Raw genomic sequence first — 16,114 nt, forward strand, 5'->3', positions numbered from 1 at the left:
TTTCAAGAAAAATTCTTTCAAAAGATAAGACTTTTTCCTGGAAGAATATTTTGGAACCTCATGATTCATTTTATATCGGATCGGATGTCTTTTATACATATATCGTTCAAAACGGTCTTTGGAAATTAAGAATGGAGCAAAAAACCAAAGATGGTTATCTTAAAATTGCCGAACATTTAAGAAAGGCTCTTTTAGACGGTCAGTTTCCAGAAGAAATAAAAGAACAGCTTATGCAAATGATTGAATATTTCGGCCAGTCGCCGATTATCGTAAGGTCCAGCAGTCTTTTAGAAGATAGTTTCGGAAATGCTTTTGCCGGAAAATATGAAAGTATTTTTTCGGTTAACCAAGGTACTGCAGAAGAAAGGCTGAATAAATTGGAAGAATACATCAAAAGGATTTTTGCCAGCACTATGAATGAGGATGCGTTATCATATCGGCTTCAAAGAGGCCTTGATATGGCAGATGAACAAATGGCTCTTTTGGTACAAAGGGTATCAGGTTCTTATCACAAAAACTATTTTTTCCCTGATGTTGCGGGAGTGGGTATTTCTTATAACACTTTTGCCTGGAATGAAAAAATGGATCCGAAAGCTGGAATGCTTAGGATAGTTTTTGGTTTAGGAACCCGAGCGGTTAACCGGGTTGAAGATGACTATCCTAGAGTTGCAGCACTTGACGATCCTTTGTCTCGTCCGTATCATGATTCCAAATACCTAAAGCGTTTTTCTCAGCATAAAGTTGATATTTTAAATATCTCCAGCAATAATCTTGAAACTTTGGATGTTTCAAAAATATTGGAAGAATTACCTGAAACCAAAAACAAACTATTTGGAAATGAAGACACTATAGCACGCGAAAAGATGAAAGAATTGAAAATTAAAGGGGAAAGCGCATGGAATCTTAATTTTGACGGTCTTTTTTCTGAAACTGATTTTAAAGATATAATATCTAAGATGTTAAAAAATCTTGAAAAAGAATACCAGTATCCTGTAGATATAGAATTTACAGTAAATTTTAAAACTGATGGAACTTATTTTATCAACTTGCTTCAATGCAGGCCTTTGCAGGTTCGCGGTATAGGTAAAAAAATATCAATTCCTTCCAATATTAGTAAAGAAAAAATACTTTTTGAAACAAAAGGAAACTTTATGGGAGGAAATATAGCGCAAAAAATTTGGAAAATATTTTACGTTAATCCCCAAAAATATCATAATCTGCCGGAAAAAGAAAAATATAGTTTAGCACGTCTTATCGGGAAGTTTAACAAAACCATATCTGATAAAGAAAGAAATGCTGTTATTTTAGTAGGTCCCGGACGATGGGGAACATCAACTCCGTCGTTAGGCGTTCCGGTAAACTTTTCAGAAATTAACAATATCTCATTACTTGTTGAAATAGATTACGAATCAGGAAACATTCAACCGGAACTTTCTTTTGGAACGCATTTTTTTCAAGATTTAGTTGAAACAGATATTTCCTATGCTGCGGTATTTTCAGGAGTCGATAAGGGATATTTTAATGAAAAATTCTTATCAAATTATAATAATGTGTCTAAGAAATATTTTCCTGACCAAGCTGTTTTAAATGAGGCAATTGAAATATATGAATTTGAAAAAACGAATCTTCAGGTTCTTTCTGATGTTGTATCACAAAAGATGATTTGCTTTCTTGGATAAAAAACATGCATAACAATGAAAAAATTCTTTTAACTCACGGATCAGGCGGACGTCTTACACACGAACTAATTCAGACATTATTCAAAAAAAAGTTTTCAAATAAAGTATTAAATTCATTAGATGATGCCGCGGAGCTTGAAATTTATCAAAAAAAAGGCGAGCGTATTGCTTTCACTATAGATTCTTTTGTAGTAAATCCTATCTTCTTTCCGGGGGGAGACATCGGAAAACTTGCTGTTTGCGGGACAGTGAATGATCTGGCAATGAAAGGCGCTATCCCGAAAGCAATAGCGATATCTGCGATAATAGAAGAGGGTTTCAGCATTGAAGACTTAAGAAAAATAGTTGATTCCATATCCATAACAGCAAAAAAAGCCGGAGTTATAGTCGCTGCAGGCGATACTAAAGTAGTTGAAAAGGGAAAAGCCGATAAACTTTTTTTAACATCTGCCGGCATAGGCATAATTGAAAAAAACATTTATATTTCAGGTAAAAACGCTGTTCAAGGAGATGACGTTATTATTTCGGGAACTATAGGCGATCACGGCGTTGCGGTTATTGTTGCAAGAAACGATTTTAAAATAAAAACTTCTATAAAAAGTGATTGCGCTCCATTAAATAATTTAGTCAGTCAAATGTTGAATGTTTCCAAAAATATTCATTCAATGCGGGACCCTACTAGAGGCGGACTCGCAACAACTTTGAATGAAATAGCTCAAACTTCAAATGTAGGGATAATTATTGAAGAAAGAGATATTCCGATAAAAAATGAAGTAAAAAGTGTTTGCAACATTTTGGGATTTGATCCGTTATATGTTGCAAATGAAGGAAAACTTATAGCAATAGTTAAATCTACTGATTCTTTAGAGCTTTTAAAAACTATGAAAAATAACGAATACGGAAAAGATGCGAAAAAAATAGGCAAAATTGTTAAAACACCTAAAGGAGTTTGGCTTAGGACTTCGGTAAAAGGATTAAGGCCTCTCGTTATGCTTGAAGGCGAACAGCTCCCGAGAATTTGTTAAAGTATAGCCGTTCAACCTCGCGACTTCCGCAAGTACTAATAATTGGAGTCCCGCCGGGCGGGAAGGTTGTACGGCAATTGGCAAAGCCGCCTCGGAAGGTGCGGGGGAATCTAGAAATGTTACCGTTACCACCTACGCGGTGGTAATGGTTCTAGCGAAGGATGCCCTGACACGGACTCGAGGGAATAAGTCTTATTAGCAAAGCCAGGCGCGGATTCTAAGGAAAAAAATGGAAAAAGAACAAGCTAAAAAGAAAATCAAGGAACTCGTAGATAAATACGAGGCCGAAAAAGCTGCCGATAAAATAAAGCGTTATACCGAGGCAGAAACAAAAACGGGTTTTATTGAACCGCTTTTTCAGGCATTGGGTTGGGATACTCAAAGCCGAGATGAAGTTGGGCTTGAAAATCAAATTTCCGCCGGAAGGGTAGATTATTCTTTCAAGTTTGGCAGTATTGTTAAATTCTATGTAGAAGCAAAAGCTCTAAGAATAGATTTAGATAAACCGGATTACACAGAACAGGCATTGTATTATGCCTGGCACAAGGGAGTTGTTTGGACGATCTTAACGGATTTTGAGGCTGTTAAAGTATATAATGCCGAATGGAAAACAAAGTCTCTACAGGATGCTTTGCTCTTTGAGATAAAACATTCCGAATACATTAATAAATTTGAGCAATTATGGCTTTTGTCCAAAGAATCTATTGAACAGGGGCTTATTGACAAAGAAGCGGAAAAGTGGGGCAAAAAGATAAAGAAGCAGCCGGTCTCAAAGCAAATTCTTGATGATCTTCTAAAATCCCGAGAAAAACTTACAAAGGATATACAGGAACATCCCCGTTTAAATGAAATAACCACTGAAGAATTAGATGAATCAATTCAGAGAATTTTAGACCGTCTTATCTTTATCCGCACCTGTGAAGACCGAAACCTAGAACAGCCTAACGGTTTAATGTCTTTGATTAGAGCATCAAAGAATTCTTTATGGGAAGAACTTAAAAATACTTTCCGGAAATATGACGATTCGTATAATTCTAAACTTTTTGAGCCTCACCTTTGCGAAAAACTCGTTATTGATGATAAGATGCTTGAAGATGTTATTGAAACACTCTACCACTCAACGGATAACAGTATCCATTATAACTTTGCAGATATAAATGCGGATGTACTCGGTAGTATTTACGAGCAATATCTTGGGCATATTCTAAAAAAGTCCCAGCATACGGCAAAGCTCAAAGAAACGCATCAGCACCGCAAAGAGCAAGGGATATATTACACTCCGCAATATATTGTAGATTATATTGTCAAAAACACTGTTGGGGAAGTATTGAAAGAAACAAAAGCCAAGGACTTATCAAAACTAAAGATACTTGATCCCGCCTGTGGTTCGGGTTCTTTCCTTATAAGAGCATTTGATGAGATTGTTGACTATTGTGCAAAACAGCCACAAAGAGAATTTGGACATGTTTATAAAACGGAAATACTGAAAAATAATATTTATGGGGTTGATTTGGATAGACAAGCGGTTGAGATAACTCAAATGAACTTGCTTTTGAAAACACTTTATCAGAAGCAAAAACTACCTGCTTTGAAAAACATCCGTTGCGGAAACTCGTTGATTGATGACAAGGCGATTGCCGGAGAAAAAGCTTTTAAGTGGGAAGATGAATTCAAAGAAGTAATGTCATCCGGCGGTTTTGATGTGATTATTGGTAATCCACCGTATGGATATAGAGAAATTCCTTCTGCAGAAGCCAAAGAATATTATAGTAATACTTATGAAACAAGCGAAGGAAACTTTGATATGTACAGATTTTTTATAGAGCGTTCAATAAATTTGTTAAAAGAGAAAGGAATATTGGGGATCATAATTCCAAATACTTTCTTATCGGCAAAATCTTACCAAAAGCTTAGATCTTTTATGTTAAATAAGTGCAAATTAATAAATATTTACGATTTAGGCATGAATGTATTCGAGGGTGTTACTCTTGAAAGCATAATCCTTATTTTACAGAAAAACCATAAAAATAGAAGTGAAAATGAGATTAGAATATCCTTTAATCATTCTAGAAAGGATTCCTCGCTTACGCCAGAAGTTGAATATTGTGTATCACAGAATAATTTTGATAAGTCGAAAGAAAATACGTTTAATATCAATATAAGCCCAAGTGTTGAGAAAATAATAAGTAAGATAGAGAATGGCTCTATACTATTGGAAAATATTGCAATAGTGACGGTAGGAATTAATACAGGGTATATAAAAGATATTTTAGTATCTAAAAGTAAAATTGATGATCGGTATCACAAGATGATTAGTGGTAGAGATATATCAAGATATTCACTTTCATGGGCTGGAAAATGGATAGTTTATGATAAGAAACTAGTTGAAAGTCATGGTGATCGTGGGCGAACTTTGCCTGATGAAAAAATCTTTTTGAGTGATAAAATTCTGGTTCAAAGAACTAGAAGAGGAATGAAAAGAAAACTGATTTGTGCCTTCGATAATGAACAATATTACAACTTGAATCGTCTTTCTAACATCGTAATGAAAGACAATGCTTTTCAGTTGAAATATTGTTTGGGGATTCTTAATTCCTTTCTAATGGATTTTTATTTTCAAAAAAAGTTTAACGAATATGAAGTTAAGCCTGCTCATTTGAGACAAATCCCTATTAAACAGATCCCGGTCAAGGAACAGCAGATAGTAATCAATCTCGCAAGTAAAATGTTAGCTTTAAATGATGCGCTAGATAAATTGGGAGAGAAAATAACTGATGAACGGAAAAGGATTGAATCTGAGATTGAAAAAACAGATCAGAAGATTGACGAACTTGTCTATAATCTCTACGGCTTAACCAAAGAGGAAATAAGGATAATTGAGAAGGAAAGTATTGGGAAAACTTAAATATGAATAGTGTATTGCTTACAGGTGCTGGATTTACTTATAGTCTTACCGGTACATATCTGGCAAAAGATATCAAAAATCATCTGATAACAAAACTTAAAGTAAAAGACGATGCTCAAGAAGTTCTAAAAGAACTTAATATGTCATCTTATGAGGTAGTCTATCAAATGGCATGCATTGATAAAAGCATTAAAGGCGGAGCAAATCTTGCAGTTGCTATGCATGAGGTCTATGGAGAAATGGAAGGGCAGATAGTAAATAACTATTGGGCAGAATATCAAAAAAATCAAAATGATATAAAACATCCTCAAAATAAATTCAAAAGATTTTTAAGTAAATGTATAGCCAAAAATCAAGAGTTTTATTTTTTTACTACTAACCAAGATCGTTTCATCGAAAGCTCAGTTTTTGGAATTGACCGATATCCCAATCATAATTATTTGGGTTTAATAGACAATGATATTGATAAAATGAAAACCCCAGATATTAAGTTAAAAAAAGTATCAGAAATCATTAATAAGGGAAATAAGATAAAATCAATTATACCTTATAAGATATCAGAAAACTTTCATAAGACCCCTCGTTCTTTAAATTATGTGAAATTACATGGTTCATATCTTTGGTATGACTATAACGATACAAATGTTATGGTTATTGGTTCAGAGAAGACAAATGCAATTAAAAAGTGGGGATTGTTGAAATATTATTTTGATGTATTTGGTAATGAAATATCAAGACCAAATACTTCTTTGATTACTATTGGATATAGCTTTGGTGATGTTCATATTAATGAGATAATAGCTAGTGCAATTGATAAACATGGGCTATCATTGATAATATTTAATCCAATTTTGAAGGATGAATTAAATAATAAAATTGGGAAGAATAGTGTAAGCAAGGGATTGAAAGCCCATTATCAAGATTTCAAGGAAGTATTAGTGAACGATAAAATATTAGAGATGTTTAATTAAAGAATAAATACCAGGCTACACTAATTTGTAATTAGAAACAAAAGGAGGGGGCATGGCTTTCTTTAATGGTAAAAAAATAACAAGGGAGTCGAGTGATAGCCAAAAGAGTCCGACACAGGCTGACATTGAAAAAATGATAAAAATGTATAATGAGACACCGGATAGAAAATTTAATGTTCATTTTCCTATTTACTGTGATAGGTGCGGTTTTAAGTTGGGTGTTCCCAGAATCTTAGATGATGGTACGGTTTATGAGTGGCAATTAGATTTTGGTACTTTAACTTTCAGAAATAATTTATTTTTTTATGGCGGAAAAGAAAAGACAACAGGGTCAGACCTCAATGTTAGGAACTAATCGGCAGGAATACGTGACAGGCTTCTCTAAAAGGAGTGTTACATGCTCAAAGTATTAGAAAGTATTCCAGCAAATATTTGGTCAGTAGTTTTAGGATCTATAATTGCTTTCGGAGGTGTTTTGATCTCTGACCGGAGCCAAAGCAAACGACTGAAAATTCAATTAAAGCATGATTCTGAACTCAAGGCTATTGAGAGAAAAGCAGTTATGAGAAGAGAAGTATATCTAAATGCTGCAGAAGAGCTTGTTAAAGCAAATAGTTATCTTGGTTCTCTTCCTCAATTAGACCTTATAAAAACCAATATTGCGAATGGACTGCTGGGTTTTTCTGTTGCTTCCGCAAAGCTGGGTCTCGTTGCTGAAGAGGAAACAGCTAAGGCGTTAAATGAATTGGTTATCGCCTACAACGGTCTTGTGTTAAAGTTAGTTGCCAATGTTATTCCTATAGGTGAACAAAGGATACAAATTAATATTAAAAATGTTCACTATGACGAATCCCAAACAGAGATTAAAAGGATTTTAGCAGAGATGTCGCGGCAAAATGAATCTGGGGCTCCAGATGGAAATATCTTTAAATCACTTAATTCATCTTTTGAATTTCATCAAACAAAAGCAAAGAAACTAAATGATGAAAGAAATGAGTGTTGGAACAAAGTAAATGAGCTTACGAAGCAGTTTATCTTGCTGTTGTCAGATGAAATGAAAGAGATAGCACTTTTGCAAGTGCCAGTTATGGTAGGTATCCGCAAAGAATTAGATATTGATACGAATATAGAAAGTTATAAAGAATTGATTAATAAAAGTACAGAGCGAATCAGAGAACAGCTTGATAATTTCTTGGTCTCAATAAAAAGTATAAGATGATACGTTCATAGTTATATAAAGAATTCCTGGACACCATACTTAAATCCGTGTCAGGCCCCCTGCAGTAGTAATAGCCGTACAACCTACGAGGTTGAACGGCTCCGAATCCGTGCCTGTCTTTACTTCGTGAGGTGATGAAATGGAAGCCAAAAGTCTAAGAGAAACTCTGAAAGATTCTTTCAATATTGACTTACCAATATCTGGCGGGCAGGGTAGTTCATTTGATGACGCAATAATCATTGAAACCAAGAATTCGAGTGAAGGGGTAAATATGGAGTATACGGTAATTAAGTGTATACATAAATTGGGCAATCTTGGTTACAAGGTAGTAAAACAGGAATTAATACCAAAGGACAATAAGTGGTATGATAAGTTAAAGTTGGAAGTTTCTAATTATCCAGACAATTACCATAATTACTATTTTGATATTACAAATTTTTATTCTGAGAATCCGTAAAATCCGTATCAGGCCATACCAGTAGTAATAGCCGTACAACCTACTAGGTTGAATGGCTCTGAATTCCAGGGACACAATACTTAATTATTGAGCAGGTATAATTATTTAAAATATGTTGAAAAAGAGGTTATATGAGTGATTTGATTCCGCAGGAAAAGATTGAAAATAAGATACTATTAATCAGGGGCAAACGAGTGATGCTTGATAAGGATTTAGCTGAACTTTAAAGGGTTGCAACAAGGCAATTAACCAGGCAAGTTAGAAGAAATAGAGATAGGTTCCCTGAAGACTTTATGTTTCAGTTAACAAAAGAGGAGTTTAATAACTTGAAGTGCCATTTTGGCACATCAAGTTGGGGCGGAACCCGAAAGCTTCCTTATGCTTTTACTGAAAACGGTGTGGCAATGCTTTCATCTGTATTGACGGGCAAGACTGCAGTCGGGGTAAATATTCAAATTATGAGGACATTTACTAAACTTCGCGAGTTTTTGCTGACACATAGAGAGCTTGCCCAGAAATTAAGCCAGCTTGAGCGTAAATATGAAAGGCATGACGAGCAGGTACAAGCTATTTTTGACCAGATAAGAGAGTTTATGACATTTAAAGAAAAGCCAAAAAAGCAGATAGGGTTTAAGCAATAAGGACAACGGGGTCAGGTCCCCGAATGATTTATCCTAAATCAAGACCCCGCCCTTGCGGGACTCCATAAAATAATTAATGAAGTTGCATCGGGACTATGCTTTACATTTAACATTCAGGAGTCCGTGGCACCCTCCTTCGCTTTTTGAGCTACGGAAGGGCAAATATCTCTAACTAATTTGGCGAAAGATTCATAAAAATGTAGAATACGAACAGAAAAAAGAGGATGACAAATTGAAAGTTTTGGTTACAGGTTCTAATGGTTTTGTCGGAAGCCACATAGTTGAAGAACTTCTTCAAAATGGCCATTCTGTTGTATGCCAAGTCCGTAAGACAAGTAATCTTAGATGGCTTAAAACCCTTAATGTAGAATATTTTTACGGCGATGTAAGAGATGAAAAAAGCATTTCTGAAATGGTTAAAGGAGTGGATGCTATTGTACATAACGCTGCCGTCGTAAGAGCGCTAAAAAAAGAATCTTATTACGAAGTGAATCAGATTGCAACCAAAAATATAATTCAAGCTATTTTAAAATATAATCCTAATCTTAAAAAAATTATTTTTATATCTTCTCAGGCAGCAATGGGGCCATGTAAAAATTTAACTCCAAAGAAAATCGGCGAATGTGAAAATCCTGTTTCAGATTACGGGTGCAGTAAGCTTGAAGGTGAAAAAGAGCTTAAGAGTTTAAATGCAAAAATTCCATATACTATTTTAAGGCCCGCATCAGTTTACGGGCCTAGAGATAAAGATTTCCTTATTTTTTTCAAGCTTATTAAATTGGGGTTAGTCTTAAACCCATTCAAGAAAAGATACCTTCAGCTTCTTTTTGTTAAAGACCTTGCTTTGGCAGCCGTGAAATCGCTTGAAAACAAGCTTACCGATTATAAAACCTACTTTCTTGCTGAGGCCAAACCATATTTATGGAAAGACGTTGGAAAAACTATAGCTGAGGCTGTTTCCAGAAAAACGTATATTTTACCATTGCCTGACATTTTTTTGCGTTTAGTTTCATTTATTAGCGAATTATTTTCTAGGTTTAGCGGTGCGCCGGCAGTTATCAACAAACAAAAATTAGACGAAATGACTCAGTGTTTTTGGGTTGGGGATACATCTGAATTTACAAAAGATTGCGGTATGGGCTTTACAAATCTAAAAATAGGTGCTAAAATTACATATAATTGGTATAAAGATAATCATTGGTTTTGAAATAGTAAGGAGGATTATTAATGCATAACGATGTTTTTACAAAATGCGTAAAATTTACTAGCGCCCGTGAAGTTATGGCGGCGGGCGTATATCCATATTTTAAAAGAGTTGAATCCGCGCAAGGCCCCGAAATAATAGTAGAAGGAAAAAAAAGAGTTGTATGCTGTTCAAATAATTATTTAGGCCTTGCAGACCATCCTAAAGTTATAGAAGCCAGCATTGAAGCGACAAAAAAGTACGGTACCTCATGCACCGGTTCACGATTTCTAAACGGGACTAACGATTTGCATGAAAAAGTTGAAAGAAAGTTTGCCAGATTTGTTGGCAAAGAATCTGCGATACTTTTCACCACCGGTCATCATGCCAATCTTGGCGCAATTTCCGTTTTAGTAGGTAAAAATGATGTAGTTATTACCGATAAACTTGACCATGCCTCAATTATAGACGGGTGCAGGCTATCTTATGGTGAGATGGCACGCTACCGCCATAATGACATGCAGGACCTTGAAAGAGTGCTTATACAAAACAAGGATAAAGGCAAGCTAATCGTAGTTGACGGGGTTTTTTCAATGGAAGGAGATATAGCAGACCTTCCGGAGATTGTTAAGCTTGCAAGGGCGTACGGGGCGCGAATTATGGTTGACGAAGCTCATGCAATAGGCGTCCTTGGAGAAACCGGGCGCGGAACCGGAGAACATTTTGGCCTGGAAAATGAAGTGGACGTATTAATGGCAACAGCTTCAAAATCTCTTGCTTCTATCGGCGGATTTATTGCAAGCCGCGAGGAAGTAGTCCACTATATCAAACACATGGCAAGATCTTTGATTTTTACTGCCAGCCTGCCTCCGGCTTGCGTAGGAGCAATTGATTGCTCTTTGGATATTATTCAGGATGAACCTGAACGTCTGCAGCAGCTTTGGGAGAATACTAAGAAAATGAAATCCGGTTTTGAAGAGCTAGGCTTTAATACCGGAACATCAGCATCTCCTATAATACCGATTACCGTTGGCGAAGATATGAAAGCTTTCCAGATGTGGCGGATGCTTTTTGACGAAGGAGTATTCACTTCTCCCGTGGTAAGCCCGGCTGTACCGGAAGGCCATGCCATAATTAGAACCAGCTATATGGCCACTCACAAAGAAAAACATCTTGATTTTGTTTTGGATAAATTTGAGAAAGTCGGCAAACAGCTCGGAATAATTCAAGGCGGCTCCAAACGAATCAAAAAACAAGCCAAAAAACCATGGAAATTTTCATTTACTAAGGCAGAGATGGCATCAGCGACAAAAAAATGGATAAAAAATTTGTGGACGTTTAATAACAGATAAAACAGTGGTAAGGGATAAGGGTTAAGAATTAAGTTAAAGGATTAAAGACTTTTTTGTTTTATTTATTTCTTATATTTTTTCTTAAAGCTTGATATAGAAAAATGGAAATACGAACTGTAAAAACTAAAGAAGAGTTTAAGAAATTCATTAGATTTCCGTGGGAAATATATAAACGGGATAATAATTGGGTTCCTCCGCTAATAGGCGATATTGAGTTTATTTTTGGAAAAAATAATCCTTTTTGGGAACATTCGGAAAAAGAGCTTTATCTAGTATATGACGACTCGGGGAAAATTCTAGGAAGAATAGCTGCAATAATTGATCGTAATTATTTAAAATTTCAGAATGACAACATCGGATTTTTTGGTTTTTTTGAAAGCGTTAATGATGGCAACGTTGCAAAAATGCTTTTTTCCGAGGTGAATAATTGGTTTAAACTTAGAGGTATTGAAAAGTTTTTAGGGCCTATGAATCCTTCAACAAATGATGAAATCGGTTTTTTATGCGAAAATTTTAGTGAGCCGCCCAAAATCATGATGCCATACAATCCTACTTATTATCTTGAATTAGCAGAAAAGGCAGGACTTAAGAAAGCAAAAGAACTTTACGCGTATGATATGGATGTTTCAAACGGGCCATTAGAAAGATTGGAAAGAATTGCATCAATAACATATAAGAAAAATCCGGGGCTTAAAGTAAGAAAATTCAGCCTAGACGATTACGAAAACGACGTTAAAAGAGCTCTTAATATATATAACGAGGCATGGGAAAAAAACTGGGGATTTGTTCCGTGGACCGAAAAAGAATTTTATACTATGGCTCACCGCTTAAAAGACCTTCTCCTTTTGGATACAACTCTTATTGCTGAGATTAACGACAAGCCGGTTGGACTGCTTATAGCAGTTCCCGACTATAATTTTATTTTGAAAAAAATTAACGGCAAGTTGACGCCTCTAGGGATCTTAAAGTTTATTTATTATAGAAGCCGCTTGAAAGAAATGCGTTTAATGATTATGGGGGTAATAAAACAATATCGCCAAAAAGGGATTGAAGGTGTATTGTATTACGAGTCTTTAAAAAATACTCAAAAGCTTGGCTATAAAAAGTGCGAGTTTTCCTGGGTTCTTGACGATAATATAATGACTCAGCGAGCGGCCGAAATGATGGGCGGTAAACTTTATAAAAAATATAGGGTTTATGGGAACTAATCCCGCAAAAGCGGGAAAAAACTTTTAAAAGGAGGGAACAAGATGGTTTTAAAGAAAACAAAAGATGCTTATGCATCAAAAGTTGTAACAAAAGGAGGAGGGAACAGCGTGAAAACAAAAATGACAGATTATGCTTCTACCAACGGCGCAAACATCGCAATTGATTATCCGACGGAAGGCGAAATTCTGAAAGGCATTCATTACTCCATAAGGATTGCCGCGACCGGAGAAGGAACGCCCCAAATTTCTTTTGACGGAAACAATTGGAAAAGTTGCCGTCAAGTCGGCGGGCACTGGTGGTTTGACTGGACATATTTTACACCGGGTTCTTACAAAATTAATGCAAGATTGATTGACAATAACGGAAACGTTATTAAGAAAACGTCAACAAGATGTAAAGTTGCATAAATTTTGATCAATTTAATAACCTTTGTATATTTTTGGAGGGGTCAGGATAGGACTATATCAATAAAAGAGAAAACTAAATGTATCTAAAAAGACTTGAACTTTTTGGTTTCAAATCGTTTGCTGATAAAACCTTGCTAGATTTCGAAGCCGGTATTACTGCAGTAGTCGGCCCTAACGGATGCGGCAAATCAAACATAGTTGATGCTGTTAGATGGTGCCTTGGGGAACAAAGCGCAAAATCAATGCGTTCTAACCAGATGCAGGACGTAATCTTTGGAGGATCAGATTCCCGTCAAACAACAGGTATGGCTGAAATTTCCTTAACTTTTGATAATTCGCAAAACAAACTTCCCATTGACTATTCAGAAGTAGTTGTGATGCGCAGGCTTTTTAGAAGCGGGGAGAGCGAATATTTCTTAAATAAGTCACAATGCCGGCTAAAGGATATCAGAGATTTATTTCTTGATACAGGAATTGGTTCTGAAGGATATTCTGTTATTGAACAGGGAAGAGTTGAATTTTTGATCTCAGCCAAACCTGAAGAACGCAGAGAAATGTTTGAGGAGGCGGCGGGGGTTTCTAAATATAAAGTAAGAAGAGAAGAAACTTTAAGAAAATTAGAAAAAGTTGAATTAGATATGAACCGCATCAATGATATGCTAGTTCTATTAAAAGAACAAATCGCATCTTTGGATATAGCGGCTAAAAAGGCACGTCAATACCAAAAAAGCAAGGATGAGCTAAAAGGCCTTGAAATTGCACAAGTAGTCCAGAACATAATTTCAAATCAAAATGAAATTGAAAAAATTAAAAATTCTCTTATTCCAAAAACCAAAGAATTTGAAACGTTAAATACCTCTATTAATAGGGTGGACGCAGAGATATCAGGACTTAGATTCCTTCATACTCAAAAAGACGAACTTTATATTAAACTGCAGGAGGAATTTTCTCAAATAAAATCCGGAATTAGTCTTGCAGATGAAAAAATCAGCCAATCAACTCAGCGCGAATCCGAGACTAACGAAAGGAAAAAGCAGCTTCTGGATGAAATCAAAATCTCTGAAGAACGGATTAAGCAATTTGAAAATGAAATAAATCTGATAAAAAAAGAATTAAAAGAATACAATGACCGTTTATCTAAAATTTCAAAACAATATGAAGAAAGAGAAAATCTAAGCAAGGAGATAAGCAATACTCTTGAGAGTTTGATAAAAAAAGAAACAGATTATCGTTCAAGACTCGCTTCTATTGATGAAACCAAAGAAAAATCGGGTACGGAGCATCTCAGTTTCAAATCGCTGCTTGTCGCTTGCCAAACGCACGTAGAAAACCTTAGCGATATTTCAAATCAATTTCAGGTTCAGTTTGACCCTTTCAAAAGCAACATTTCTTCCAAAGAAAAAGAGATCGATTCTTCAATAAAAAAAGCTCAGGAAATTAAATCAAGTTATGATTTGATTCAAAATCAAATATTAGAAACAAAGAATAAGATAGAAAAAACCAAGACGCTTCATTTGAATTTTAAAGAGAAACTAGTTTCCGCTGAGTCAAAAAAGCTGACTTTGCAGGAATGGGAAGAAAAAGATCCTTTGAGAGCTACAATTAAAAGACTAAAATCCCAAAATATTGAAGGAATTAGCGGGCCTATTAGCAGTATTATTAAGATTAATTCCGGAATGGAACAGGCTGTTGCCTCTGCTTTTGGTGAAAAACTTGATTTTATGATAAGCGAAACTGTTGAGTCCGCAAAAAACGCTATACGATATCTCCAAGAAAATGATCTAGCCAGAATTACTTTTATCGTCAAGGAACGCATCCCCGGAATAAATCCTTTATCCTTTTTAACACAGATAGGAAGCAATACAAGGTCAATTTTATCCCATATTAAATATGACAAGGTTTACGATAATGTTTTAGCATTCATTTGCAAGGATACTCAAATTGACGGAAATATTGTTTATGGGGAAGCATTGATGCAGGGCGGAGGAAGAATTGCTACTGAAAAACCTATTTTAATTGATGAGCAGTATAAGCAATTAAATGCTGAAATAGAATCTCATGGAAAGGAACTTTCCAAAATTGAAGATCAACACAAATCTTTTGATGAAATATATATTCAACTTGAAAGAAAAAGCGAAAGTATTTTAGAAGAATATGAAAAAATAAACCTTAAAATTGAAATTTCTAAACACCAGCTTAATGAGATGAATAGCAAAATTCAAAATTTTCAATTTGAAGTTTCTTCTAAGCAAGAACAGATAAAAACTAAAGAAGAAGAAAAAACAAAACTTTTAGAAAAAATGCGTTCCATTGAAAACGAACTTCTTAATTTGAATGCTGAAGAAGATAATATAAAACAAGATTTAAAGAATAATGATGCTGAAATACGAATTTTGCGCGAGAAAGAATATAATTCAAGAGAACAACTAAATAATTCAAAAATTGAATTAACAAAATATAAAACAAATATTGAAGCTCGTCAAAGGGAAGAATTAAAAATTAATGAGAATATTGCTGCAATTAGTGCTCAGCTGGAACAAAACAAAAAGGAAATTGAAAATGCTGATTTTAAAATCTCTGAATTTCAGAGAATTCAGCATGAAGAAGCAGAAAAATTAAGAGAATTTCAGAAAATATTTTCGCAAAAAGAATCCAGCGTGCAGGATATTTTGAAAGAACGACAGATGTTAATGAATAATATTGAAAAGAAAAATGAACAAATTCACTCCAGCAGGAACAAACTTGAAGAGTATAAACAGGAAATCCATGACTTGGAAATTGATAAAAGGAGTTTTGAGCTTCAAATACTTAACATGCAAAAACGGTTAAATGAGGATTTCTCGCTTAAATTTGATGAAATCAAAGATAAATTTAAAGATGTTGTAATAACGGATGAAGAAATTACACGTCTTAAGAAACGTATTGAATCTTTGGGGAATGTAAATCTCGCTGCTCCGGAAGAATACGCAAACCTTGAAGAAAGATATAATTTTCTTCAGACGCAGCAGCAGGACTTAATGAAAGCTAAAGAAGATTTACATGAAGTAATAAGAAAAATTAACCATT

12 protein-coding genes and 1 pseudogene are annotated in these 16,114 nt (G+C 35.0%); all 13 read left to right on the plus strand.

What is annotated here, in order from left to right; genetic code table 11:
* Nucleotides 1-1,679, plus strand: a 1,679-nt coding sequence (locus NT145_05240) for a PEP/pyruvate-binding domain-containing protein (protein MCX5782089.1), incomplete at its 5' end; no start/stop codon positions are given.
* Between the two features lie 5 nt (nucleotides 1,680-1,684).
* On the plus strand, nucleotides 1,685-2,704 hold the full coding sequence (gene hypE / locus NT145_05245; protein ID MCX5782090.1) for a hydrogenase expression/formation protein HypE: 1,020 nt from the start codon (nucleotides 1,685-1,687) through the stop codon (nucleotides 2,702-2,704).
* A gap of 229 nt (nucleotides 2,705-2,933) precedes the next feature.
* Nucleotides 2,934-5,609: an N-6 DNA methylase gene (locus NT145_05250; protein ID MCX5782091.1), complete on the plus strand. Its 2,676-nt coding sequence runs from the start codon at nucleotides 2,934-2,936 to the stop codon at nucleotides 5,607-5,609.
* A 2-nt stretch (nucleotides 5,610-5,611) separates the two neighbouring features.
* Entirely contained in the window at nucleotides 5,612-6,580 is a 969-nt protein-coding gene (locus tag NT145_05255) for an SIR2 family protein (GenBank protein MCX5782092.1), read from the plus strand.
* 52 nt (nucleotides 6,581-6,632) lie between these two features.
* Nucleotides 6,633-6,935 (plus strand): hypothetical protein, encoded by a 303-nt coding sequence (locus NT145_05260; GenBank protein ID MCX5782093.1) that lies wholly within the window; start codon nucleotides 6,633-6,635, stop codon nucleotides 6,933-6,935.
* A gap of 42 nt (nucleotides 6,936-6,977) precedes the next feature.
* Entirely contained in the window at nucleotides 6,978-7,799 is an 822-nt protein-coding gene (locus NT145_05265) for a hypothetical protein (GenBank protein MCX5782094.1), read from the plus strand.
* A gap of 139 nt (nucleotides 7,800-7,938) precedes the next feature.
* Nucleotides 7,939-8,256 carry a hypothetical protein gene (locus NT145_05270; GenBank protein ID MCX5782095.1) on the plus strand — a complete coding sequence of 106 codons (318 nt, stop codon included), beginning with the start codon at nucleotides 7,939-7,941 and terminating at the stop codon, nucleotides 8,254-8,256.
* A 242-nt stretch (nucleotides 8,257-8,498) separates the two neighbouring features.
* Nucleotides 8,499-8,897, plus strand: a pseudogene (locus NT145_05275) (ORF6N domain-containing protein).
* A 232-nt stretch (nucleotides 8,898-9,129) separates the two neighbouring features.
* The gene (locus NT145_05280; GenBank protein ID MCX5782096.1) at nucleotides 9,130-10,104 is read left to right on the plus strand and encodes an NAD(P)-dependent oxidoreductase; all 975 of its coding nucleotides are present in this window, start codon (nucleotides 9,130-9,132) and stop codon (nucleotides 10,102-10,104) included.
* A gap of 20 nt (nucleotides 10,105-10,124) precedes the next feature.
* Nucleotides 10,125-11,432: a pyridoxal phosphate-dependent aminotransferase family protein gene (locus NT145_05285; GenBank protein ID MCX5782097.1), complete on the plus strand. Its 1,308-nt coding sequence runs from the start codon at nucleotides 10,125-10,127 to the stop codon at nucleotides 11,430-11,432.
* Between the two features lie 101 nt (nucleotides 11,433-11,533).
* Nucleotides 11,534-12,640 (plus strand): hypothetical protein, encoded by a 1,107-nt coding sequence (locus tag NT145_05290; GenBank protein MCX5782098.1) that lies wholly within the window; start codon nucleotides 11,534-11,536, stop codon nucleotides 12,638-12,640.
* A 42-nt stretch (nucleotides 12,641-12,682) separates the two neighbouring features.
* Nucleotides 12,683-13,048 (plus strand): hypothetical protein, encoded by a 366-nt coding sequence (locus NT145_05295; GenBank protein ID MCX5782099.1) that lies wholly within the window; start codon nucleotides 12,683-12,685, stop codon nucleotides 13,046-13,048.
* 77 nt (nucleotides 13,049-13,125) lie between these two features.
* Nucleotides 13,126-16,114: chromosome segregation protein SMC (smc, locus tag NT145_05300; protein MCX5782100.1), on the plus strand; the 2,989-nt coding region annotated here is incomplete at its 3' end.

Source organism: Elusimicrobiota bacterium, from assembly GCA_026388075.1.
Lineage (GTDB): Bacteria > Elusimicrobiota > Endomicrobiia > Endomicrobiales > JAPLKN01 > JAPLKN01.